The organism is Pseudomonadales bacterium (assembly GCA_024234615.1).
Classification (GTDB): Bacteria; Pseudomonadota; Gammaproteobacteria; order Pseudomonadales; family IMCC2047; genus JAJFKB01.
This window is the reverse complement of the sequence record JACKNY010000002.1, coordinates 218,939-241,381: the sequence shown is the minus strand read 5'-3', so window position 1 is coordinate 241,381 and position 22,443 is coordinate 218,939. Positions and strand designations below refer to the sequence as shown.

The following is a 22,443-nucleotide window of genomic DNA, read 5'->3' as shown; positions in this document are numbered from 1 at the left end:
TTTGGCGTCGAAATTGTGGAACCGCAACTGGCTGGTGTTCTTGCTCTAATTGCAGCGGAGGGGTTTTTACCGGGCCCGCCTTTGTTAACTTTCAGGAGAATTGAGATGAAATATGCCGATTACGCAAAGTGGACCGATCGCGCCACTAAGTGGATCACTTCCTATTTCAGCACTATTGCAGACCAGCCCGTTCGCGCTAAGACAGCGCCAGGTGAAATCTCTGCCCAGATGCCCGGTTCTCCACCGGAACAGCCGGTCAACATGGAAACCATTTTTGCTGATTTTGAACGCATTGTGCCCAATGGTCTGACCCATTGGCAGCACCCCCGGTTTTTCGCATATTTCCCAGCCAATGCGGCACCCGTTTCGATGATAGCCGAGCAACTGGCAAATGCCGTTGCCGCTCAGTGTATGCTCTGGCAAACCTCGCCGGCAGCGACTGAAATTGAAATGGTCATGATCCAATGGCTGCGTCAGGCCCTTGGCCTGCCTGAGGGAATGCAGGGGGTTATACAAGATAGCGCCTCATCAGCCACGCTGTCTGCAGTTTTAACCATGCGCGAAAAGGCGCTAGAATTTACAGGAAATACGGCTGGGCTAAGTGGGGCCAAGCATCTGCGTATTTATACTTCTGCTCAGGTCCACTCCTCGGTGGACAAAGCCTGCCAGGTCTCAGGTATTGGTCTGGACAATCTGATCAAGATTGAAACTGATGATAATTTTTCCATGAGCCCAGCCGCGTTGCAGAACGCAATCACAGCTGACCGTGCGGCAGGATTGACACCGGCGGGACTGGTGGTCTGCACTGGTGGAACATCGATCGGGGCTTGCGACTATCTACCACCATTAATTGAAATAGCCCGCAAGGAAGGTCTTTATGTCCACCTCGATGCTGCTTGGGCTGGCTCAGCGATGATCTGCCCTGAATTGCGCTCGATTTGGCAAGGGGTGGAACAGTGTGACAGCATCGTTTTCAATCCACACAAATGGATGGGGGCCCAATTCGATTGCTCGGTTCAGTTTCTTGCTAACCCGGTGGATCAGATTCAGACTTTGGGGATGCGACCAAGTTATTTGGAAACGCAAGGCCAAACTGAAATTGTAAACTTCAATGAATGGACTGTACCATTGGGTCGCCGTTTCCGCGCCCTAAAAATCTGGTTCTTGATCCGTGCCTACGGGTTGGAAGGACTGCGGGAACGGATCCGCAACCATATCAAATGGGCGCAACAGTTAGAGGCAAAGCTGGCCGAACACCCGGATTTTACCATCATAACCCATTGCCGGTTTTCGCTGTTTACCTTTCAGTACACGCCACAAGGTGCAAATCCTGATGAAAAAACAGCTGACCTGTTGCAACGGATTAATGATGACGGGCGGATTTATCTGACTCAAACTCGTCATCAGAGTAAGTTTGTGATTCGTTTTCAGGTCGGTCAGTTTGATTGCACTGGTGACGACGTAATGATGGCTTATGATGTCATCACAGAGCTGGCTCAGTAAGATACAATAGCCATTTTGGCCCATACTATACGAGGCTTGCCACATCACTTAAGTTGTGGCTCGTATCCGCTATGGGGGCGAGTCAAGCTGCGCTCAGGCCATCAAAGAACACAACCAGAACAAAAACAAAAAGCAAGCTGAGTATTATCGCCTACGAAATACTTTGCCTGACTTCGCGCCACCATGATGATATGTCATTGGTTAGTCACTAATGGACCTGAATTATGCGAGTAACTTCTGGATTTCATCTACACTGGAAATCTTTCCCTCGACGACAACTTCGCCGTCGATCGCCAGCGCTGGGGTACGCATCACTCCCGCGTCAATGATATCATTCATATCGGTTATTTTTTCGATATCGTAACTGATACCCAACGCTTGAGCGGCAGCTTTCGCATTGTCTGTCAAGGCTTTACACTTACTACAACCACTACCGTAAATTTGAAATTTCATAGTGTTTTTCCTTTCAGTTTTTTACCAAAGATTGCCATAGAGATAACCTGTGATCGTTGCCATCACTATGACGAGAAAGCAGTAGACAATAGTCTTCTGATTCCCAAGAATCGTCCTTATAACGAGCATATTGGGTAATGATAATGCTGGGCCAGCCAACAACAATGCCAGTGCCGGCCCCTTACCCATTCCCGACCCCAGTAACCCCTCCACTATGGGGACTTCAGTCAGTGTGGAGAAGTACATAAATGCGCCCAGTACTGACGCAATCACGGTGGACAATAATGAATTGTCGCCAACCGCTGCGCTGACCCATTCAGAGGGCATTAACCCTTCGTAACCAGGGCGTCCCAGCAGTAGGCCCGCTATAAAGACGCCACCCAGCAGCAATGGCATGATCTGTTTAGTGAAATCCCAGGTCTGTGCGGCCCATTCTTGCTCCCGCTCATTGGATGCTGCCAGGAATAGAATGCCCAGGGCGCCGATGGCGAAAGGCAGTTCGGGTGTGTTGGGTGCCAGCAGGGCACTGCCCAACACCAAACCTCCCAGCACCAACAAATGGATGGTCGACCATTGCCACTGATAGATTAGCAAGATACCAAGGAGCACCGCCAGCACCGAGGTTATCTGCCACTTCCATTCATACACCTGCATCCAGAATTGGCTGTCGGCAGCTGCCCAGTTGGCGAATACCAAAATGCCAATCATCAGGCTAAAGAAGGTAACGACAGTGCCAAATGGCTTTTCTGCCTCTTCAGCAGCGAAACCTCGTGCTGAGGCATCCGCTCTGGCCATTTCTTCCTTGCGATAGATCAGATGCATTATAGCGCCGATGACCACCGCAAAAACAATAGCGCCAACGCCTCTGGCGATACCCAGTTCTGCTCCCAGCACCTTGCCTGTTACGACAATAGCCATGATGTTAATGGCTGGGCCGGAATAAAGGAATGCAATCGCTGCGCCCAAGCCTGCACCACGCTTGTAGATGCCACCAAACAGGGGTAGAACAGTGCAAGAACAGACGGCGAGTAATGTGCCTGATACTGAGGCCACGCTCAGGGCTACTGGCTTCGAAGCCTGTGGTCCTAGGTGCCTTAACACCGATCCCTGGCTGATATAAACAGCCATGGCGCCGGCGATGATAAATGCCGGGAGCAGGCAGAGAATGACGTGCTCTTGTGCATACCAGTGGGTCAGGCGAAAGGCTTCAAGCACGGCATTATCAAAGCGCGCATTACCCGCCGGCAGGAAATAGATAACCAGGAATACAGCGACCATCAGGGCAATTAGTCGCCCCTGCGCAGAGTTCTCTTTCCACAGGTTTACCAGATTTTTGTACATTTTCGTTCCTCTTGATTTGATCCGATGGTCATGATTGCCTTGGCAGCAAAATTGCGATAGCTGCCGAAGTAGCAACCAGCACGCTGGAAATCCATAAGCAGTACTCTAACCCCCAGGTCTGATAGACCCAACCTGATAATACTGTTCCCAATAACCGACCCAGCGCGTTTGCCATGTAGTAAAAGCCGACATCCAGCGATACACCATCAGCCTGAGCGTAGCTGACAATGAGGTAACTGTGTAAAGCCGAGTTGACAGCAAACAATACGCCGAAAATCAGCAAACCCAGCAGCAGGCTGAACTGTACCGCAACACCCATTGCCATGGTAATGGCTATCAATGCGGGGGCCAGCGACAGCGCGGCAGCCCATTTGTACGCTGTGCTTCCATCGGGTACGCCACCACCTCGACCACCTGTAAATCGGGGAGCCACTGACTGCACAATCCCGTAGCCTATGACCCAACTGGCCAAAAATGCGCCCACTGCCCAGTGACTCCAGTTCATAGTCGAAGAGAGGTAAACTGGTAGGGCTACCACAAACCAGACATCGCGGGCCGAAAACAGAAATAACCGCGCAGCGGATAGGCAATTGACGGCCCGGCTTTTGGAAAACAAATGGCTGAACTTGGGTTTAATTGAGGCTTTGCCCAGATCTCTTTTCAAATTAAAGATGCTGAATAGCCAGACAATAGCCAAGGTTGAGGCCATTATTTCAATCGCTGCCCTGAAACCCCATGTGGTGAGCAATACTCCACCGAGGAAAACTCCCACACCTTTAAGCGCGTTCTTGGAGCCTGTCAGTATTGCTACCCACTTGTAGAGTGTTCCCTCTGCATCAGCGGGTACCAGAACTTTGATAGCGCTTTTGGCGCTCATTTTATTCAAGTCCTTCGCTATTCCAGATAGTGCTTGTGCGGACATGACCCAAATAACGCTAAGTGTGCTATCGGGTACCAGCAGCATAGACAATGCTAGCACTTGCAACACAAGACCCACATTCATCGTGGTGTTCAAACCGACCCGTGCTCCCAGCCAACCGCCAAGTAGATTGGTGACTACGCCAAATATTTCATAGAAAAGAAACAGCATGGCAACTTCTAAAGGGCTGTAGCCCAACCCGTGAAAATGAAGTACGACAAGCATCCGTAACGCGCCATCCGTGAGTGTGAAAGCCCAGTAATTACCGGTAACAATCAGGTATTGCCTCACTTCTGTAGAGAGTCCAGCTAGCGTACTCATGGTGAAATTTATCTCTTTTCCTGATCCATCAGGCTAACCATACGCATTAACTCGGCGGTTCGGTTAGCGTAGCCCCATTCGTTGTCATACCAGGCATATAGTTTCACCTGTGTGCCATTGATTACCATCGTCGAGAGAGCATCAATGATGCTGGAGCGAGGGTCGGTTTTATAATCAATCGATACCAATGGGCGTTCCTCATAGCCGAGAATGCCCTGGAGTTCATTGTCGGCGGCGGCTTTTAACAGGGCGTTCACCTCGGCTGGCGTGGTTTCCCGTTCGACCTCAAACACGCAATCAGTGAGTGAAGCGTTAGCCAAAGGAATTCGAACCGCATGTCCATTCAATTTGCCCCTAAGTTCTGGAAATATATGAGTAATTGCCGTTGCTGAACCGGTGGTTGTGGGGATTAAGCTCATCCCACAGGCACGCGCGCGGCGTAGATCCTTATGGGGTGCATCTAGAATGGTTTGGGTGTTGGTAATGTCATGAATGGTGGTTATTGATCCGTGCCTGATACCCAACTTTTCGTGGATTACTTTGACCACTGGGGCAAGACAATTGGTGGTGCACGATGAAGCTGTCACAATGCGGTGTAATTCACGATCATAGAGCTGGTCATTAACGCCCATGACCACATTTAATACACCTTCCTCTTTAACTGGTGCGGTGACAACGACACGCTTCACGCCTTGGTTGAGATAGGCTTGCAGCAAGGCTTTAGTTTTCATCTTGCCGGAGGCTTCAATCACCACATCACAAGCCGACCAATCGGTTTCATCTATGGTGGTGTGGCGACTGGTCGTCATGTATTGCTCTCCGACCCTAATCTGATTATTCTCAGCTGTCGCTTCATATTGCCAGCGGCCATGGACAGAATCAAAGGTGGCCAAATGGGCTAGTACCGTGGCATCTCCAGACGGATCATTGATATGAATGAATTCTATATCGTCCCAATCCCACGCTGCACGCAAGATTAAACGTCCTATACGGCCAAAACCGTTAATACCTACTTTGATAGTCATCCTGCGTCTCCAGGAGTTTTGTGTTATCTAAATCCGTATGAAACCAATGGCGGGTTCGGTTGGCGATGGCGACCAAGGAGAGCATCACCGGAACTTCAACCAGCACGCCCACTACTGTGGCTAATGCGGCACCAGAATGAAGACCGAATAATGAAATGGCCACCGCCACAGCCAATTCAAAAAAATTAGAGGTGCCGATTAAACTGGCTGGCGCAGCGATGTTGTGAGGTAATTTCATTAGCTTTGCGGCACCGTAGGCTAAGGCGAAAATGCCGAAGGTTTGCAGTAATAATGGAATGGCAATCAGGATGATGGTTTGTGGCTGACTGATGATGGTCTCCGCCTGAAAACCAAATAGCAGCACAACCGTGGCCAATAAGCCGATCACTGACCAGGGCTTGAGTCGGCGCACAAATTGCGACAGTTGTTCCCCATCGTCTTGGGCCTCAAGCTTATGCCGAGTCACAGCCCCCACGACTAACGGTAGGACGACATACAGAACGACTGATAGCAACAATGTGTCCCAAGGCACTTGGATATTACTGACACCCAATAAGAATGCGGTGATGGGGGCAAAGGCTACCACCATGATGAGGTCATTCACTGAGACTTGTACCAGCGTGTAGTTTGGGTCTCCTTTGGTCAGTTGACTCCAGACAAACACCATGGCCGTACAAGGTGCGACACCAAGTAGAATCATACCGGCGATATATTCGTTGGCGGACTGTGGATCAACCCAGTCGGCAAATACTCCCTTGAAAAAGAACCAGCCGAGCGCCGCCATCGTGAATGGCTTGATCAACCAGTTGATGACTAATGTCAGCGCGAGCCCCTTGGGCCGTTTGCCAACTTCTTTAATCGATGAAAAATCTATCTGCACCATCATTGGATAAATCATTATCCAAATGAAAAGGGCCACGATCAGATTGACGTGAGCGATCTCAAGACCTGCGATGAAGGCGAAAGCGCCGGGTGACACATTTCCTAGTAAAACGCCGGCGGTGATACAGAGTGCAACCCAAAGCGAAAGGTAGCGTTCAAATAAGCCCATTAGCGGTTCTCCCCAATGTCGTTCATTAAGTTTGGCTGTGCGTCTTTATTCCGTAATTCCAAGGGATGAGTGGACAGCTGGTTGATGCGCGATACCAGGGTGCTGATAATGCTATTGAACCCTGCCGTTTGCTCGGCCGAACTAGGTTTCGCTTGAGAAGGGACGGTTAGTTCCCAATGTTTTTTAGCTGCTATGCCGAACCAGGCGGGACGACTTTCACTGTTCAGTCTATCAGTAAGGTAATCCATACTAGCACTGGCAGCGCTTATTTGGTCACTGGTTAAATATCGGGTAATTGCTTCTGCCAAAATGCTCCGATAGGTATTGTGGGTAGACAAGAGTAGTGGTTTCACGGGGTTCACCCAATAAAGATTTTATATACATTAAAACGTCTATGTAGACTATTTTTCACAGCAGGCACGCGCTCGTTCCGGCCTATCGCCCATGCGCCGTAAATTCTTCATGTTTTCTTTGAGGAAAACCATATTTGCTTCGGTTGTCTGCGTTAGAACCGATTTGGCCCAGTCCGGTATTGACGGGTTGATACGGTAAAAAATCCATTGACCTTGGCGGCGATCAAGGAGTAATTGGCACTGACGTAACTGCGCTAAATGCCGAGAAATTTTAGGCTGAATCTCCTGTAACGCTTCGGTTAGCTCACAAACACATAGCTCATTTTCATGCTCAATCAGCATCAGACATCGAAGCCGCGTTTCATCCGCTAAACACTTGTAAAATTGAACAGGATTCATGTCTAAACCTTCTCGTTCTTGGTGCACAATATGTTTCAGGCCAAAATTGTTCAGTGCTTCAATCGCTCGTAGAGCGACTTTTTCGGGGCTGTACCCGCACTGAGTACGTCAAAATACTCGCTGGCATGGTGTTTAAGTAATGCTTCCGTCATCTGTGATCGCGCTAAATTTGCAGTACATAGAAAAAGGACGCGTCTTCCCTTGATCAATACGCTCACCAAACAATTTATATGCGGAATTTAGTATATACGATAATTCATATATATAAAACCATTTCAAGAGGCTAAAATAAGAGGGCTCTATTTTATCTGGGGTAGTAGCCGCTTGAATCAGGGAGTTACGAACGGTAAAGGTTAGGGGTACTTAGAGACGAAAAAGGCTGCTTTCAATCCTCGACGGCTAAAAGGATCTCCATCATTAATGTAGTATTCAGCTGTTACTTTGTTTTCACTTACAGGAATCTAATCCAGTGCTTAAACTCCCCCAGAACCGTCCTGACTTTCTATTGTCCTTAATCCGTTGAGAAACTGCGGGTCCTGAAAATCCTTTATTGCACGCTCAATTTCCTCAGGCGTATTCATCACAAAGGGGCCGTATTGCGTTATGGGCTCAGTAATAGGCCGACCGCTGAGTACCAATAACTCGGCGCCTGAAGCTCCTGCTTTTAGCTGCAAAGCGTTGCCGGTGGTGTAGATACCGAGTTGGCTCGATGTCAGCAAATCCGTTGTGCCGTTATAGACATACACCAGCGCGGGGTTGTCCGCCCGAAAAGACAATTCAACGGTTTCGTTGGCGGTCATTTGCACATCGAGCAATACCGGCTGCGTCGATATTTCTGGCAGCGGACCTTGCAGCGCCTGATGATTTATTGTCACGTTACCTGAGATGGCGCGAACCAACCCGCCGTTAGGTAACCGCTGTTCAGCGATATCAGCACTGGAGATATCTTGATAGGCCGCCGGTTTCATTTTTTCGCTGGCAGGTAAATTCAACCATAGTTGAAAGCCGTGCATTAAGCCTTGTTCCTGCTCGGGCATTTCCGAATGAAGTACACCGGCACCCGCTGTCAGCCACTGGACATCGCCAGCACCAATGACACCCTCGTTGCCCATATGATCGCGGTGGCGCATACGGCCGGCTTTCATGTAGGTGATGGTTTCAAAACCGCGATGAGGATGCTCTGGAAAACCGCCGATATAGTCGGCGGCATCGTCAGAGTTGATTTCATCGATCATCAAAAATGGATTAAGTAGCTGATGTAAACGACGACCCGCTAGCCGGTTAATTTTTACACCGTCACCATCGTGAGTGGGCTGAGCATTAATGACTTGTGTTAATTTTCTCATCGGGGTTCTCCAAAAATTGCCATAGCGAAAATATCTATTTGGTTTTTTCCTTCTCTCGGCCGTGCGGCGAGGCAAAATCCTGCTCAGGCCCGACTGGGATAATCCCAGTGGGATTGATCGTAGGGTGGCTGGTGTAATAGTGCTTTTTGATATGTTCAAAACTGACGGTTTCAGCCACACCGGGGACTTGATATAACTCGCGCACATAACCACTGATCGCAGGGTAATCGGCCAATAGTTGACGATTGGTTTTAAAATGTCCGAAGTACACCGCATCAAAACGGATCAGGGTGGTAAACAAACGCCAATCAGCTTCTGTCAATTGATCACCCGCCAGGTAACGCCGCTGCATTAGCAGCCCCTCTAGCCAGTCCAGTGAATCGAATAGGGTATAAAAAGCCTCTTCATAGGCTGCCTGCGTCGTTGCAAAACCGGCCCGGTAAACACCATTGTTGATAGTTTCGTAAATACGCTCGTTCAAGGTATCGATCGTCTCGTGCAACGCTTCGGGATAGTAATCTTCGGTATTGCCAGTTAAATGATCAAACGCTGTATTGAGCATACGAATAATCTCCGCGGACTCGTTACTGACAATGGTTTGTGTTTGCTTGTCCCACAATACCGGCACCGTGACACGGCCTTCATAGCTGGCGTCAGCTTTTAAATACAGCTGATACATAAAATCCAGGCCGTACAGTGGATCGCTCATCTCCCAGCCGTTTTCCAGCATGGTCGGCTCGACCACTGTGACATCGATATAGTCTTGCAGCTGTTTAAGCTGGCGAAAAATCAGCGTGCGATGTGCCCACGGGCAAGCCAATGACACGTAGAGGTGGTAGCGCCCTTTTTCCGCATTGAAGCCAGGCTCACCATTGGGTCCGGTTTCGCCATTGGGGGTTAGCCAGTTTCTGAAACGGCTATCCTGACGACGGAATTCACCACTGCTGTTTTTGGTGTCGTACCATTCGTCGACCCACTGACCCTGCTGTAATAAGCCCATTATGCTGCTCCTGAAATATCGCGGTAATGAACACCCGCTATCAAGGCGTCAACCTGTTCTTTACCCTGAGCAATCACTTGCTCTGGACTGCCTTTTGAGCCACTGGCATCGATATGAAACACTTCACTAGTGCCGATAAACCGGCAAATGTGTTCCAGATAGCGGCTGGCAAAATCCATCTCACTGCCGATAGGTGTGCCGCCCGAAGCGGTAATGATGAAAGCCCGCTTTATTTCCAATAAACCTACGGGGCCCTGCTCGGTATATTTAAAGCTAACGCCTGCACGACAGATCGCATCGATCCACTGCTTTAATGAGGCCGGAATCCCAAAGTTGTACATTGGCGCTCCTATGGCCAGGGTATCGGCACTTTTTAGTTCAGTAATCAGCTGCTCTGACAATGTCAGCTGAGGTTGCAAACTGGCTCGCTGACTGTCGGATGATCCATGCACAGCTAGCAGATCTTCTGCGCGGATAGGTGGCAAGGGTTGCTGTGCCAGGTCTCGGTGAATCACTCGCTCGCCCAGCGCGTTAACTAGATACTGTCCAAGGATTCGAGTATTTGAATTGCTCAGCTGTGCGCTGCTATTGATATGTAGTACGGTCATGTTCTTGCTCCATCTCTTGTTTCAACGTTTATTTCAGTTCTGTTGATTGGCGTGGCGGGATTTTACTTCGCTAGCTGGGTTTGCAGTAAGTGATCGGCACTCAGGCTACCTGCGCCCCTGAACACAAGAGCAACACTAATCGCCAGTAAAGCCAGGCCAAATTCGTAGCCGTTATTCGCCATGAATAGACCGTTTTGCAAGTGGACCGTAACGATCGCCACGAGCATGGTGATAGCTAACGTTAAAGCAGCAGGACGAACCAGTAGACCGATAATCAGAAGCAAACCGCCAAAGAATTCTGCGCTACCGGCCATTGCCGCCATCAGCAGGCCCGGTTCAAGCCCAATGGAAGTCATCCAGCCTGCAGTACCCTCCAGGCCATACCCGCCAAACCACCCGAATAATTTTTGTGCTCCATGAGCGGCGAAGATTGTGCCTGCTCCCACACGCAGAGGTAAGGCATCAAAGCCGGTGGTCGAGGTGGTTATTTTGTTTATTAATGATTTCATAATTATCTCTCCAAAACTGTATTTGTGTGTTGGTTTAAATGATATGGCTATTGTAATGATTGTAATATTCGCAATAAGACCTATTTTTTGTTTAGAATGTTCTAAATATTAGAACTATTGGAATATTGCTATGGCTACCAGAAATCCTATAACTATAGAGGCGCTGGAAACGTTTGACGCCATTGAACGGCGTGGAAGTTTTTCAAAAGCTGCGGAAGAACTGAACAAAGCTACCTCGGCCGTTTCTTACACTGTGCAAAAGTTGGAGGAGCAACTGGACATTGCCCTGTTTCGGCGCGAGGGACGCCGCTCGGTGTTAACGCCAGCAGGGCGATTACTGCTAGCAGAGGGTAGGGAAATTCTTCAAACCACGGCACGGCTGGCTAACAAGGCAAAAGAAATCGCTACGGGCTGGGAGCCCCGTATCAGTATTGCAGTTGAGTCACACCAATCGTATGCGGTATTTTTTGGCGTGCTGCACGATTTCCTCAAAGAGCATCCCACTATCGAAGTGGATGTCCGTGAGTGCGTGCTCAACGGTGGATGGGAAGCTCTTGAACAAGGACAGGTTGATCTGGTTGTAGGCTCGCCTGGCCCAGTGCCGCTGCAAAAGGGCTATCGGGCCATACCAGTAGCTCACATCGAACTTGTGCCGGTGATTTCCTATCGCCATGCTCAGGCGGATTTAGCCGGCAATAGCGAGGCCTTCAAAAATGTCTTTCCAAAACTTCGACGTGTTATCACACACGATACATCCTTGGTCGATGTGGCTCGCAGTGAAGGCTTAAGCAGCGATGGAAAAGTATTCTATGTACAAAATATCGATCAAAAAGTCGAAGCGATACTGGCAGGGATTGGCATAGGCCACCTGCCACGACAGCGTGTTCAAAAACAGCTCAATAGTGGCGAACTCATACCTTTGGATTTGGGGGAGGAGGCTATGCAAGAGAATTTTATTGCCTGGAAAATCAGTAATAAAGGTAAAGGGCTGCAGGCGCTAACTCAGCGACTCGCTGATATGGTTGGCTAAAAAAGCGTTATAGCCCCACCCGCTAAATTTCTGCCATTAAACATAGCGTAGATCTAAGCGCGAACAGAAAGCATTGAAACATGAAGATTATCAGTGGGCATTACAATTGGCCGATTATTTGAAGTGGCTGGATGGCACCGATAAAGGATTGGTGTGCAAAGCCAGAATCAAGGCATTACGTGGACTCGCAGCGCGGGAGTACAATGCATCGAACCGAAACTACTATCTAAGTTACGCTAACGAGCTGGAGTCCGGCCAACTCAGCGATCTATGGTTTTGAAAGGTGTTTTTCTAACGTTCCAAAATATGATTCAGACATAAAAATGGCGCCGGAAGGGAGATATCATCTGGCGCCAATTGTATGTGGAATAAATAGAATATCCGCTATTAGGTGTATTAGTGTGATTACCAAGGGATTGTGTCGATCTAATTACCGAGCGACTTTGTCGTACCTACATGTAACGGCATTTCCAGCCTAACGAACCGTATACTCTCGGGCCTCCATGCAGGCACTAAAAGCCCGACCATAACTGTCTATAGCTTTCTCGTACTGCGCTCGTGCTTCTGCATTTTTTTGTGCTTCCTCGCGGGCCTCTGCTCTAGCCGCTTCCCGTGCGTCAATTGCTCCTTTTCGCTCTACACTCGAGCCGATAATGCTTCCTACAATGGCGCCAATAATAAAGCCCTCCGCGGTATGGCTATGATGCCTTCGCCCATGACCATCATCCAGTGAACCAATAACTGCGCCGGTAGCGCCGCCAATGATAGTGCCCTTAGCACTGGCACCCTGTTTGGGATTTTCAGGTATCGCCACTCTAACTTGCGCCAAGCCTCTAGGCGCTTCTAATGTATTAGGATCAACGCCCGTATTCTTAACCGCCCACTGATAGCATTCATAACGATCCTTCGCTTGCTGTTCTTCAGGCTGTCCCTTGTTAGGGTAGATATAAAGTTGTTTAGCACTTAGTGCGTTCTGGCTTGCGCCTGAAGTTCCTAGCACCAGGGCAAGTATTAATGTTTTGCGTATGCCGCTTGCTCCCTTATTTGACCACATAACCACGGCCCTCCAAACAGGCGCCCATCGCTCGATAGTAATCTGAACGATGTCCCTCTAACTGGTTTGATAAAGTTGGATCGAAACTGGTCTGTTCACTCGCCCAGCGATGGCATTGATAGCGATCCAGTTCCAGCTGTTCATCATCTTGCCCTTTTTTTGGGTAAATGATTAACTCCGCTACAGCTTTACCTTCTGATTGCTGCGCCTCTTCAATCCTGGCTGACTCAATATTCTCAGGTTCCTCCACGACTACGTATTCGCTATCTACACGCCGATAATAGGTATCGTTTACGTGATAAAAAAGGTGGGAACCGATATAGAAGGTTAAAAAGCCTGCCGGTAAATGCCGTACCCGAGCCCCTATCGGTGCCCTTACAATCACATAAGCGTTGTTTAACGGACGATAATATTGTCCGCCAAAATAGTAATAGTCTTGGTTGCGCACGTTAATCCGGTAATGCCCATGCGGTAGCCGCGAAACCCGATGTCCTGGATTATAAAATCGAACATTGGGGCCCGTTTTATGGCTCTTTTTTACAACTTGATGCCTGGGTTTTTCCGGGCCACGGTCGTCATTTGGCGCAGTATATGCAGCCGACGCAATGGATAAGGCTCCGGCGGATAAAACTGCGATAAGAAATTTCCTGTTCATTCATTTACTCCTTTACAATAGTTTGTTTATTGCACATCCTTATAGTTGCAAATCAACCATTACGTTATGGGCTTTATTGTTCTATTAACCTTAAAACGTTTGACCTGAACGCAGGTTGACAGAGCACCGTAATTTATTTTTGTTCATTACAACCACTCGCACTCCCTGTGTGGAACGAAATTTTAAATCAAACTGCCACAAGTGTATGAAACAGCGCATTACAATGTGACTGTCAGTAATAAACTGCAGGCTAGAGCCTTATTCAATGGTGCCTGCGAAGTGCCCTCAAGTATTTTGCCACGACACAATACTGTTTTCCTGGTCGTCCGCACCGTCTCGGCATTCTCCACGAATTGAAGCGTAGCGATCGCCGGAGACCTCATCGAGGACAATGTAGCCTTCCTTGCAGAAACCTGTTTCTGCAATCTTTTTTTCCAGTTGTTTATGGAGTCTTTCTGTTGATCGCCCCCTGCCAGCCGCGTCCGATTCCGCACGATGGTCTCCTTTCTCCATACCAGAGCGTTGCTTCCGCTCGCCACTCTTCATGCGCGGCCGCTCAGGCATTTCAACGCTATAGGAGAAGAATTTGGTACCGTTTGCCGTGATCTCGGTAGAGAAGGTTTCTTTCGGCTTTGGACGGTTGTCTGGATGTTTGTGTGCATTCTGTGCACACCCCAGTGTCAATGCTATGGGAATCGCGATAACAAGAAACTTACTGCTAATGATTGATCTTACGCCTGTGAAATTTTTTTTCATGATCTCTTCTCTAATAAGGATTTATTTCAAGGGGTGTAGGCATCGCGCCACATCCAAAGTTTGAGTTTCAGTTCAAATCCTGGCTATTTTAGGTCACTGATATGTAATGTTGGGTTAGCGCTGTGTAAAGGTTTGTAAAGATAGCCTCTGCTGAATGGTCGATGCCAATTGACAGCGAGAACAAGGTTTCGACATCGAGACCACGCATGGGACGTTTGGTCAGGCAATTGCGAGATGAATTACTTGAAGTGACAGGTTAAGTTTCCCCCACTCGATGATCTGACGGTACGTTAAACGTTAAATTAAACAAACACCAAAGCGTCACTAAATTGACATTTTTAAATGTTGGTTTAAATTTAATTAAGGCGCGGGTACAATGCGTCAAAATTTTGAACAATATTTCTTTTTACCCGGATTGCTTTGCTTAGTGCTAGCCATCACCTCACTCAAGACAGAATTCGAATGCGCCGAGAGATAAAAACCCTGATCATTGAAGAGGATAACCAGCGTTGCTACGATCTAAAGGTAATTATGGACTTCCTTGGGGAGTATTCTATCTCGGCTAATTCACGTAATTGGAAGCAGCGAGCCACTGAGGGCTTTAAGGGCAGTGATGAAGTGATAGCGGTGTTGATTGGGGGAATCGAAAACGATTTTGCTTTGGAAACAGTGCTTGCTGACCTCAATGCCTGGGACTCCGGAGTGCCGGTGTTACTGCTGGGTGAGCGCGAGTTAAAGGAAAGCAGTGATGCTACTTTGCGGCGCATGGTGATTGGTAATATCAGCCTACCTCCCAGTTACAATCAATTGCTTGGGTGTCTACATCGTGCGCAGTTGTACCGTGAGCAGTATGAAAATATGCGCGACAAAAACAAGGGTCGTGAATTGGAGCTGTTTCGTAGTCTGGTTGGCGATAGTGATTGTATTAAGAACGTACGCAAGTTGATGGCACAGGTGGCGGATAAGGATGTGAGCGTCCTTATTACCGGTGAATCCGGTACCGGTAAGGAGGTGGTGGCGCGTAATCTTCACTATAACTCACAAAGACGCCAGAAGCCTTTTGTGCCGGTTAACTGTGGTGCGATTCCCGCTGAATTATTGGAAAGTGAATTGTTCGGGCATGAGAAGGGCGCATTTACGGGTGCGATCAGCAGTCGGCCGGGCCGCTTTGAAATGGCTGAAGGCGGTACTTTATTTTTAGATGAAATCGGCGATATGCCGCTCACGATGCAGGTGAAGATTTTGCGGGTATTGCAAGAGCGGGTTTACGAGCGAGTTGGCGGCAATCAGGAGATGAAAACGGATGTTCGCATCATTGCGGCAACTCATAAAGATTTGGAAAAAATGATCGAAGACGGTTCATTCCGTGAAGACCTCTACTATCGCTTGAACGTATTTCCTATTGAAATGCCAGCCCTACGCGACCGGGTAGATGATATTCCTTTACTGCTCAATGAGTTAATCGTGCGTCTTGAGGCGGAGAAGCGGGGTTCGGTAAAATTCAATAGTACGGCAATTCAGTCGCTATGCCGCCACAGTTGGGCCGGGAATGTGCGTGAACTGGCAAATTTGGTTGAAAGGTTGGCGATTACGCACCCTGATGCGGTGATTGGCGTAAAGGATTTACCTGAGAAACTGCGTTATGTGGAAGCAAGCGACCCCGAGCAGGAAGATGAGACCTTCTTTTTGGCAGAGCAGGTTGCCACGGATGATGTGGTACTGAGTCCGCCTAGTCTTACCTTGCTGCCAGAGGAAGGAATTGACCTGAAGGAATATCTGACCAATCTTGAGCGAAGCCTGATAGAGCAAGCCCTCAACGATTCCAGTTCGGTGGTCGCGCGCGCCGCTGAAAAGCTCAATATTCGGCGTACAACCCTGGTCGAAAAAATGCGCAAGTATGGTCTGCAACGGGATTAATTGTTGTTGCCAATAGGACTTAACCCACTACGTCGGCTTCAAAATACGTCGAGAGACACTAGGCTCTTCACTTTCGAATTCATTGCTCCAGTCAATTTTCCGACAACTCGAATGAGTTATGTGTGAAGAATTATTGTAGGTTAAGTGGCTGAAATATAATAATAAATTTATCCGGTTCTCGCCAAGTCAAGATTAGGCACATTCCTTGCAGTTTTAGCTATTACTAGCACAAACCCGTCATGAATTTGTCACTCCGTGATGATGCTACCAGAGGTTGACGGGTTTAGGGGATAGCAATGACTGCATACACCGAATCAAAAATAACGACACAAAAACCACAGAGCTTAGTGCATGCCGTGCCTGCCATGTTGGGTTCGGCTCAGCACAATGGCACGAGCCTAAAAGAGAGGACTGGCAGCAGTTTGGCGCTTGATCTGGATTTGCCGGACAAGCATAAGCTGGAAACAGCCTTCGAGTTTTTTAACCTAATGTCGCAACAGCTTACCGACGCCTATCAAGGCTTGGAACAACAGGTTAAGGATTTGACGGCAGAATTAGTGCGAGCGCAAGCGCGGCATGAAGAGGAAGTTGCCAAAAAAGAAATAGTGACCAATCGTTTGGAGGGTCTGCTCAATATTTTACCGGTTGGCGTGGTGGTACTGGATGTGCGTGGACGTGTACAGCAGTGCAATCTGGCGGCGACGGAATTACTCGGTGAGCCATTATTGGGTGAAAGTTGGCTGGATATTATCCAGCGCAGTTTTGCGCCAAGGTTAGATGATGGCCATGAGGTATCGTTAAAGGATGGTCGTCGGGTTAGCTTAGCGACCCGTTCTCTGGATGGACAGCCGGGGCAGCTGATCGTATTGACAGATATGACTGAAACTCGCGCCTTACAGGAGCGTTTAAGCAGACATCAGCGGCTGTCGTCCTTGGGCGAAATGGTGGCGTCTTTGGCGCACCAAATTCGTACCCCGCTGACGGCGGCGATGCTCTACGGTGAGCACTTGGCCAATACGGATTTGGAGCCGGCCCAGCAAAAACGTTTCGCGGATAAATTGAATTCGCGCCTCAATCACCTTGAACAACAGGTGCGCGATATGCTGATCTTTGCCAAAGGTGATATGCCCTTGGCGGATCGTATTGACACCACGCAGCTCGTCACAGGCATCGAAGTAGCTGCGGAGTCTCCGCTAATGGCGAGCGGCTCATCATTGAGTATTAACAATCAAGCACTTAACGCTGTGCTGCAATGTAATCTGGAAGCACTAATCGGTGCGATTCTTAACCTAATCAATAATTCAATCCAAGCGGTTGGTTGCGACGCTGTGATTTGCATTAAATTGATGCAACGTGATACGCAGCTAGAAATTCGGGTGGTCGATCAAGGTCCTGGTATAAATGAGACGGTGAAGAGCCGAATGATGGAGCCTTTCGTGACAACTAAGTCCCATGGTACCGGCTTGGGCCTAGCGGTGGTGCAAGCTGTAGTGCGTGCGCATCAGGGTGAATTTAAGTTGGAATCCAGCACAGCGCAGGGAACGTGCATGTTGCTGAGTTTGCCGGTTTTTGGAGCAAACCCAGGAGAAAGGCAGGAAGGAGTATCCGATGAATAGAAGTAAAATTCTGGTCGTTGAGGATGACCTTGAATTGCGCGAGGCGCTTTATGATACCCTCGAATTAGCGGGTTTTGAGGTATTCCAAACAGACTCTGGAGAGGCAGCCTTGGCGCTGTTGGAAAAGCAAAGCGTCAACATGGTGGTGAGTGATGTCAATATGGGTGGCATTAGCGGCCATGAACTGCTGGTGCGCTTACAAAAAACCTCTCCGTCCTTGCCGGTGTTATTGATGACGGCCTACGGTGATGTTAGCAATGCAGTCAACGCCATGCGCAATGGCGCAGTGGATTATCTGGTTAAACCCTTTAAACCCCAAGCATTGGTAGACGCGGTGGCGCGCCATGCGGTGGGTAAATGCAATCAGGCCGACCAATCATCGCCAGTGGCTGATGAGCCTTCAAGCCAAGCACTGCTTCAGCTGGCGCAACGAGTAGCGGCAACCGATTCCACGGTCTTGATCTCAGGCGAAAGCGGCACCGGTAAAGAGGTGCTAGCGCGTTTTATTCATACTCATTCTGCACGTGCGAATGGGCCGTTTGTGGCGATCAACTGTGCGGCAATTCCAGAAAACATGTTGGAAGCAACCTTATTCGGTCATGAGAAAGGCGCTTTTACCGGTGCCTACACGAGCAATCCGGGTAAGTTCGAACAGGCTAATGGCGGTACTATTCTGCTTGATGAAGTGTCGGAAATGGATTTAGGTTTACAAGCGAAATTACTGCGTGTTTTACAAGAAAGAGAAGTTGAAAGAGTGGGCGGTAAAAAAGTTATTGCGTTGGATGTGAGAATTGTCGCTACCACTAACCGTGATCTGCTGGCACATGTTGAAACGGGTCGGTTTAGAGAAGACCTTTATTACCGCCTGAGTGTATTCCCTTTACAGTGGTTGCCTTTGCGTGAGCGACAATTGGATATTGTGCCTTTAGCTGAGCGTTTGATTGAGCAGCATTGTCGCAAAATGAATAAGAAATTGGTGCGTTTAGCTGCAGAGGCGAAGGCAAAACTTTGTGCTTATTCTTGGCCGGGAAATGTTCGTGAGTTGGACAATGTGATCCAGCGTGCACTGATCTTGCAGCAGGGCGATAGTATTCGAACTGAAGATCTGATGTTAACGCCGGGCTCCAGGCTAGCGGGTTTGGAACACCAATCATCGCCACTGTCTGAACAGAACGGGAGTGCGGAGGAAAATGCGGCGGGTTTGGGCGATGATATGAAGAGTCATGAATACCAGCTTATTGTAGAAGCCTTAACTTTAGAGCGTGGCCGCAAAAAACAGGCTGCTGAAAAACTTGGCATTAGTCCACGAACATTACGATATAAATTAGCTAAGATGCGTGAGTCTGGCTTTGATCTGGACGCCGCTCTGGGATTTTAAAAGACATTGCGTGATAGCGTAATGTTGGAAGTTCACACTAAGAATTTGATGAGGGGGTGTCAGCGTGGAAACGGGAAGAGCGGATATTAACAGTGTGCTACTGCAAATGAGACAAATGCAGGCGCAGATTCAAGGGCCAATCGAAAAGCCCAGCAATACCATCGAGGCAGGCAAAACAGCGGATAGTCCCAACTTTGGCGAAATGATGGCCAATGCTGTTAACGGCGTCAATGATCAGCAAATGCAAGCGAAGGCTTTGGCGACAGCTTATGAGAAAGGTGATCCGAGTGTAGACTTGACGCAGGTGATGATCAGCATTCAAAAGGCCAGTTTATCTTTTGATGCAATGAACCAGGTTAGAAACCGTTTAGTCAGGGCGTACGAAGATATTATGAATATGCCCGTGTAAGCTACGCTGCAACACTATCTTCGGAGACGACACAGAGGTTAGTGACGTAACAACTCAGAGTAATCTTCATAATTTGAACCTAGACTTAAGATCATGGCTACTTTACCCGCAAATATTGAGGCACAGGCCCAGAAAATGCAGAACGATAACAACCTGGCAACCGGATTTTCTGGTCTTAGCTTGTTCCGGCAAATTGGGCTATTGGTTGGGCTCGCGGCGAGTATCGCCATTGGCTTTGCCGTCGTACTCTGGTCGCAGGAGCCTGATTACAGTCCGCTGTTGACGGATGTCAGTGGTGTTGACGCTACTCAAGCAATTGACCTATTACGCGGCAATGATATTCCCTACAAAATCGATACGCGCAGCGGTGGTTTGTTGGTGCCCTCGGAGCATCTGCATTCGGCGCGTATGCAACTGGCGGCGGTAGGTATTGCGGATAACCGCAGCGTGGGCTTTGAGCTGCTTGATAAGGAGCAGGGTCTGGGTGCCAGCCAATTTATGGAGAACATCAGTTATCGCCGTGGTCTGGAGGGTGAATTGGCACGCACCATCTCGAGCTTAAAGAGCGTGCGTAGTGCGCGCGTGCATCTGGCGTTACCAAAAGCGACGGTGTTTGTCCGCGATGAGCGCAAACCCAGCGCCTCTGTGTTTGTGGAGTTGACGGCTGGCCGCCAATTAGAAGAAGCGCAAAGCATGGCGATTGTTAACCTGGTGGCCTCCAGTGTGCCGGAACTAAGCTCTTCCGATGTCACTATTGTAGATCAAAATGGGCGGCTGTTATCCGAGCAAGGTCGTTCTGAGTCTTCGGCGCTAGCCGCGCATCAGTTTGACTATACCCGCAAAATGGAGCAGGTATTAAGCCGACGCATTGAGCAGATATTAGAACCGGTTGTTGGCTTTAATAAGTTTAAGGCTGAAGTTTCTGCTGATCTTGATTTTACCGCCATCGAGCAAGCTGAAGAGGCGTACAATCCACAGACAGCCGTGGTGAGAAGTGAACAAACTTTGGATGAGCAGCGTTCGGGCTCAGCAACAGAACCCAGTGGTGTACCCGGCGCTTTATCAAATCAACCGCCTGGTGCTGGCACCACAGACCCGGCTGCAGCGACAGGACAGGCTGGTTTAAATGCTCAAAAGAATTCACGCCGCCAATCCACCCGCAACTATGAATTGGATCGTACCATCAGTTACACCAAGCGTCCGCAAGGGCAGATCCGACGGCTATCGGTGGCGGTAGTTGTCGACAATTTGCCCAGCGAAGGTGACACCCCGACCCCTTGGCCGCAGGATCAGTTGGATCGGCTCACTGAATTGGTGCGTGGTGCGGTGGGTTATGATGAGGCGCGTGGTGACCGCGTAACCGTAATTAATGCGGCATTTGCACCGGTGGAAAAGTTTGAGCCGGTGATCGAAGAGGTTGCGATTTGGGAAAAGTCATGGTTTCCCAAATTGGTTAAACAGTCGCTGGCGGGGATTCTCGTACTATTGCTGATATTTATGGTGATAAGGCCCATTATGAAGTCGCTATCTAGCGATGGCGCTAAGCAAAAGGAACTGGCATTGGCGGTTGCTAATGCGCAGACGGCCCCAGCTACAGCGCAGGGCAGAGCGGCTGGCGGCGGTACGAATCTGTCCCCGCAGTACGGGAGTGGCAACACAGCGGCGCTACTGCCCGGCCCAGGCCAAAGTTATGATATGCAGTTAGCAACGGCGCAGAGCATGATTGCGGATAACCCGCAGCGTGCCGCCCAGGTTGTGAAGCAGTGGGTTACTGAAAATGAATGAGGAATTTAATGCCATCGAGAGCGCCGCCATTCTCATGATGAGTTTGGGAGAGCAGCATGCGGCCCAAATCTTACGGCTAATGGAGCCCAAGGAAGTTCAGCGTATCGGTGCGGCAATGACGCAATTAGAAAATATCAACAAGGAACAGGTAACCAAAGTACTGGAAGGTTTTCTTGAGGATGCGCAGGATGAGACCGGGTTAACGACCGATTCGGATAAATATATCCGCAGCATGCTGACTCAAGCCCTCGGTTCGGAAAAAGCCAACAGCGTGATCGAGCGTATTTTAATGGGTGGCGACACAACCGGCCTGGATACCTTGAAATGGATGGAGCCGCTGGCGGTGGCGGATATTATTCGGTTTGAACATCCACAGGTGCAAGCCATTATTCTCTCTTATTTGGATTCTGATCAGGCCGCAGGCGTATTAGCACTGTTGTCGGAAAAAGTGCGTCTTGAAATTATTATACGAATTTCTAATTTGAAGACGGTGCAACCTTCAGCGCTGGAGGAACTCAACTTTATCATTGAGAATCAGGTCAGCACCGGTAAAACCACCAAAACCACAAGTTTAGGCGGCACCAAAACCGCTGCCAATATCCTCAACGCCATTGATAGCTCAATCGAATCGGTAATATTTGAGCAGCTAACGGGTGTTGATGAGGCGCTCAGCAGCGAAATTCAAGAACTCATGTTTGTATTTGAAAACCTGGCAAATGTAGATGATCGCAGTATACAGGCGCTGTTACGAGAAGTGTCCTCGGATGAACTCATTATTGCTCTTAAGGGTGCCGATGAAGAGGTGCAGGAGAAGATATTCTCGAATATGTCCAAACGCGCGGCGGAACTTCTGAAAGATGACCTAGAAGCGAAGGGACCAGTGCGTTTGAGCGAAGTGGAAGTGGCGCAAAAGGCGATACTTATGATTGCCCGGCGCATGGCTGAGTCAGGCGAAATTGATTTGGGAGGTGGCGGTGGCGATCAGATGCTGTAATGACACGCTCTTCTTTTCTTC

The 22,443-nt window shown here is 49.0% G+C and carries 23 protein-coding genes; 9 read left to right on the top strand and 14 right to left on the bottom strand.

The window, feature by feature from the left end; translation table 11 throughout:
* Nucleotides 1–105: 105 nt before the first annotated feature.
* Complete coding sequence (locus H6995_10315) at nt 106–1,503, top strand: aspartate aminotransferase family protein (GenBank protein MCP5215390.1); 1,398 nt, start codon at nt 106–108, stop codon at nt 1,501–1,503.
* 222 nt (nt 1,504–1,725) lie between these two features.
* Here H6995_10315 and H6995_10310 read toward each other — a convergent pair whose 3' ends face one another.
* The 11 genes from H6995_10310 to H6995_10260 all read right to left on the bottom strand — a co-directional run bounded on the left by H6995_10310 (nt 1,726) and on the right by H6995_10260 (nt 10,828).
* Complete coding sequence (locus H6995_10310) at nt 1,726–1,956, bottom strand: TM0996/MTH895 family glutaredoxin-like protein (protein ID MCP5215389.1); 231 nt, start codon at nt 1,954–1,956, stop codon at nt 1,726–1,728.
* A gap of 21 nt (nt 1,957–1,977) precedes the next feature.
* Nucleotides 1,978–3,297, bottom strand: a complete 1,320-nt coding sequence (locus tag H6995_10305; GenBank protein MCP5215388.1) for a permease — start codon at nt 3,295–3,297, stop codon at nt 1,978–1,980.
* A 28-nt stretch (nt 3,298–3,325) separates the two neighbouring features.
* Entirely contained in the window at nt 3,326–4,537 is a 1,212-nt protein-coding gene (gene arsJ, locus H6995_10300) for an organoarsenical effux MFS transporter ArsJ (protein ID MCP5215387.1), read from the bottom strand.
* An 8-nt stretch (nt 4,538–4,545) separates the two neighbouring features.
* On the bottom strand, nt 4,546–5,562 hold the full coding sequence (locus H6995_10295; protein ID MCP5215386.1) for an ArsJ-associated glyceraldehyde-3-phosphate dehydrogenase: 1,017 nt from the start codon (nt 5,560–5,562) through the stop codon (nt 4,546–4,548).
* Nucleotides 5,540–6,613 carry an ACR3 family arsenite efflux transporter gene (arsB, locus tag H6995_10290; protein ID MCP5215385.1) on the bottom strand — a complete coding sequence of 358 codons (1,074 nt, stop codon included), beginning with the start codon at nt 6,611–6,613 and terminating at the stop codon, nt 5,540–5,542. The genes H6995_10295 and arsB overlap by 23 nt, the downstream gene beginning before the upstream one ends.
* Nucleotides 6,613–6,966: a hypothetical protein gene (locus tag H6995_10285; GenBank protein ID MCP5215384.1), complete on the bottom strand. Its 354-nt coding sequence runs from the start codon at nt 6,964–6,966 to the stop codon at nt 6,613–6,615. The genes arsB and H6995_10285 overlap by 1 nt, the downstream gene beginning before the upstream one ends.
* Nucleotides 6,967–7,014: 48 nt before the next feature.
* Nucleotides 7,015–7,365, bottom strand: a complete 351-nt coding sequence (locus H6995_10280; protein ID MCP5215383.1) for a metalloregulator ArsR/SmtB family transcription factor — start codon at nt 7,363–7,365, stop codon at nt 7,015–7,017.
* A gap of 473 nt (nt 7,366–7,838) precedes the next feature.
* Nucleotides 7,839–8,711, bottom strand: coding sequence for a pirin family protein (locus tag H6995_10275; GenBank protein MCP5215382.1), 873 nt, complete (start codon nt 8,709–8,711; stop codon nt 7,839–7,841).
* Between the two features lie 34 nt (nt 8,712–8,745).
* On the bottom strand, nt 8,746–9,711 hold the full coding sequence (locus H6995_10270) for a glutathione S-transferase family protein (protein MCP5215381.1): 966 nt from the start codon (nt 9,709–9,711) through the stop codon (nt 8,746–8,748).
* Nucleotides 9,711–10,319 (bottom strand): NAD(P)H-dependent oxidoreductase, encoded by a 609-nt coding sequence (locus H6995_10265; GenBank protein ID MCP5215380.1) that lies wholly within the window; start codon nt 10,317–10,319, stop codon nt 9,711–9,713. The genes H6995_10270 and H6995_10265 overlap by 1 nt, the downstream gene beginning before the upstream one ends.
* A gap of 62 nt (nt 10,320–10,381) precedes the next feature.
* Nucleotides 10,382–10,828 (bottom strand): DoxX family protein, encoded by a 447-nt coding sequence (locus tag H6995_10260; GenBank protein ID MCP5215379.1) that lies wholly within the window; start codon nt 10,826–10,828, stop codon nt 10,382–10,384.
* A 130-nt stretch (nt 10,829–10,958) separates the two neighbouring features.
* Here H6995_10260 and H6995_10255 point away from each other — a divergent pair, with 130 nt between their 5' ends.
* Entirely contained in the window at nt 10,959–11,858 is a 900-nt protein-coding gene (locus H6995_10255; GenBank protein MCP5215378.1) for a LysR family transcriptional regulator, read from the top strand.
* Nucleotides 11,859–11,931: 73 nt separating this feature from the next.
* The gene (locus tag H6995_10250) at nt 11,932–12,138 is read left to right on the top strand and encodes a hypothetical protein (protein ID MCP5215377.1); all 207 of its coding nucleotides are present in this window, start codon (nt 11,932–11,934) and stop codon (nt 12,136–12,138) included.
* Between the two features lie 195 nt (nt 12,139–12,333).
* On the opposite strand, the gene H6995_10245 is transcribed toward H6995_10250, so the two are convergent.
* The 3 genes from H6995_10245 to H6995_10235 form a co-directional block, all read right to left on the bottom strand.
* On the bottom strand, nt 12,334–12,912 hold the full coding sequence (locus H6995_10245) for a glycine zipper 2TM domain-containing protein (GenBank protein ID MCP5215376.1): 579 nt from the start codon (nt 12,910–12,912) through the stop codon (nt 12,334–12,336).
* Nucleotides 12,899–13,567: a glycine zipper family protein gene (locus H6995_10240; GenBank protein MCP5215375.1), complete on the bottom strand. Its 669-nt coding sequence runs from the start codon at nt 13,565–13,567 to the stop codon at nt 12,899–12,901. Before H6995_10240 ends, H6995_10245 begins: the two co-directional genes overlap by 14 nt.
* 285 nt (nt 13,568–13,852) lie before the next feature.
* Nucleotides 13,853–14,323 carry a hypothetical protein gene (locus H6995_10235; GenBank protein ID MCP5215374.1) on the bottom strand — a complete coding sequence of 157 codons (471 nt, stop codon included), beginning with the start codon at nt 14,321–14,323 and terminating at the stop codon, nt 13,853–13,855.
* A 462-nt stretch (nt 14,324–14,785) separates the two neighbouring features.
* On the opposite strand from H6995_10235, the gene H6995_10230 reads away from it, so the two are divergent.
* The 6 genes from H6995_10230 to fliG all read left to right on the top strand — a co-directional run bounded on the left by H6995_10230 (nt 14,786) and on the right by fliG (nt 22,422).
* On the top strand, nt 14,786–16,240 hold the full coding sequence (locus H6995_10230) for a sigma-54-dependent Fis family transcriptional regulator (GenBank protein MCP5215373.1): 1,455 nt from the start codon (nt 14,786–14,788) through the stop codon (nt 16,238–16,240).
* A gap of 365 nt (nt 16,241–16,605) precedes the next feature.
* Complete coding sequence (locus H6995_10225; GenBank protein ID MCP5215372.1) at nt 16,606–17,856, top strand: PAS domain-containing protein; 1,251 nt, start codon at nt 16,606–16,608, stop codon at nt 17,854–17,856.
* The gene (locus tag H6995_10220) at nt 17,849–19,234 is read left to right on the top strand and encodes a sigma-54-dependent Fis family transcriptional regulator (protein MCP5215371.1); all 1,386 of its coding nucleotides are present in this window, start codon (nt 17,849–17,851) and stop codon (nt 19,232–19,234) included. Before H6995_10225 ends, H6995_10220 begins: the two co-directional genes overlap by 8 nt.
* A gap of 64 nt (nt 19,235–19,298) precedes the next feature.
* Nucleotides 19,299–19,643 (top strand): flagellar hook-basal body complex protein FliE, encoded by a 345-nt coding sequence (gene fliE, locus H6995_10215; GenBank protein ID MCP5215370.1) that lies wholly within the window; start codon nt 19,299–19,301, stop codon nt 19,641–19,643.
* 93 nt (nt 19,644–19,736) lie between these two features.
* Entirely contained in the window at nt 19,737–21,428 is a 1,692-nt protein-coding gene (gene fliF / locus H6995_10210; protein MCP5215369.1) for a flagellar M-ring protein FliF, read from the top strand.
* Nucleotides 21,421–22,422 (top strand): flagellar motor switch protein FliG, encoded by a 1,002-nt coding sequence (fliG, locus tag H6995_10205; protein ID MCP5215368.1) that lies wholly within the window; start codon nt 21,421–21,423, stop codon nt 22,420–22,422. Before fliF ends, fliG begins: the two co-directional genes overlap by 8 nt.
* Nucleotides 22,423–22,443 lie beyond the last annotated feature (21 nt).

What these genes read in the sequence shown, in the direction of transcription:
- H6995_10220 (MCP5215371.1), top strand. Translation starts at nt 17,849, where the DNA reads ATGAATAGAAGTAAAATTCTGGTCGTTGAGGATGACCTTGAATTGCGC.
- H6995_10280 (MCP5215383.1), bottom strand. Translation starts at nt 7,365, where the DNA reads ATGAATCCTGTTCAATTTTACAAGTGTTTAGCGGATGAAACGCGGCTT.
- arsB (MCP5215385.1), bottom strand. Translation starts at nt 6,613, where the DNA reads ATGGGCTTATTTGAACGCTACCTTTCGCTTTGGGTTGCACTCTGTATC.
- H6995_10270 (MCP5215381.1), bottom strand. Translation starts at nt 9,711, where the DNA reads ATGGGCTTATTACAGCAGGGTCAGTGGGTCGACGAATGGTACGACACC.
- H6995_10260 (MCP5215379.1), bottom strand. Translation starts at nt 10,828, where the DNA reads ATGAAATCATTAATAAACAAAATAACCACCTCGACCACCGGCTTTGAT.
- fliF (MCP5215369.1), top strand. Translation starts at nt 19,737, where the DNA reads ATGGCTACTTTACCCGCAAATATTGAGGCACAGGCCCAGAAAATGCAG.
- H6995_10305 (MCP5215388.1), bottom strand. Translation starts at nt 3,297, where the DNA reads ATGTACAAAAATCTGGTAAACCTGTGGAAAGAGAACTCTGCGCAGGGG.
- arsJ (MCP5215387.1), bottom strand. Translation starts at nt 4,537, where the DNA reads ATGAGTACGCTAGCTGGACTCTCTACAGAAGTGAGGCAATACCTGATT.
- H6995_10255 (MCP5215378.1), top strand. Translation starts at nt 10,959, where the DNA reads ATGGCTACCAGAAATCCTATAACTATAGAGGCGCTGGAAACGTTTGAC.
- H6995_10295 (MCP5215386.1), bottom strand. Translation starts at nt 5,562, where the DNA reads ATGACTATCAAAGTAGGTATTAACGGTTTTGGCCGTATAGGACGTTTA.
- H6995_10230 (MCP5215373.1), top strand. Translation starts at nt 14,786, where the DNA reads ATGCGCCGAGAGATAAAAACCCTGATCATTGAAGAGGATAACCAGCGT.
- H6995_10225 (MCP5215372.1), top strand. Translation starts at nt 16,606, where the DNA reads ATGTTGGGTTCGGCTCAGCACAATGGCACGAGCCTAAAAGAGAGGACT.
- H6995_10265 (MCP5215380.1), bottom strand. Translation starts at nt 10,319, where the DNA reads ATGACCGTACTACATATCAATAGCAGCGCACAGCTGAGCAATTCAAAT.
- H6995_10245 (MCP5215376.1), bottom strand. Translation starts at nt 12,912, where the DNA reads ATGTGGTCAAATAAGGGAGCAAGCGGCATACGCAAAACATTAATACTT.
- H6995_10310 (MCP5215389.1), bottom strand. Translation starts at nt 1,956, where the DNA reads ATGAAATTTCAAATTTACGGTAGTGGTTGTAGTAAGTGTAAAGCCTTG.
- H6995_10275 (MCP5215382.1), bottom strand. Translation starts at nt 8,711, where the DNA reads ATGAGAAAATTAACACAAGTCATTAATGCTCAGCCCACTCACGATGGT.
- H6995_10315 (MCP5215390.1), top strand. Translation starts at nt 106, where the DNA reads ATGAAATATGCCGATTACGCAAAGTGGACCGATCGCGCCACTAAGTGG.
- H6995_10240 (MCP5215375.1), bottom strand. Translation starts at nt 13,567, where the DNA reads ATGAACAGGAAATTTCTTATCGCAGTTTTATCCGCCGGAGCCTTATCC.
- H6995_10235 (MCP5215374.1), bottom strand. Translation starts at nt 14,323, where the DNA reads ATGAAAAAAAATTTCACAGGCGTAAGATCAATCATTAGCAGTAAGTTT.
- fliG (MCP5215368.1), top strand. Translation starts at nt 21,421, where the DNA reads ATGAATGAGGAATTTAATGCCATCGAGAGCGCCGCCATTCTCATGATG.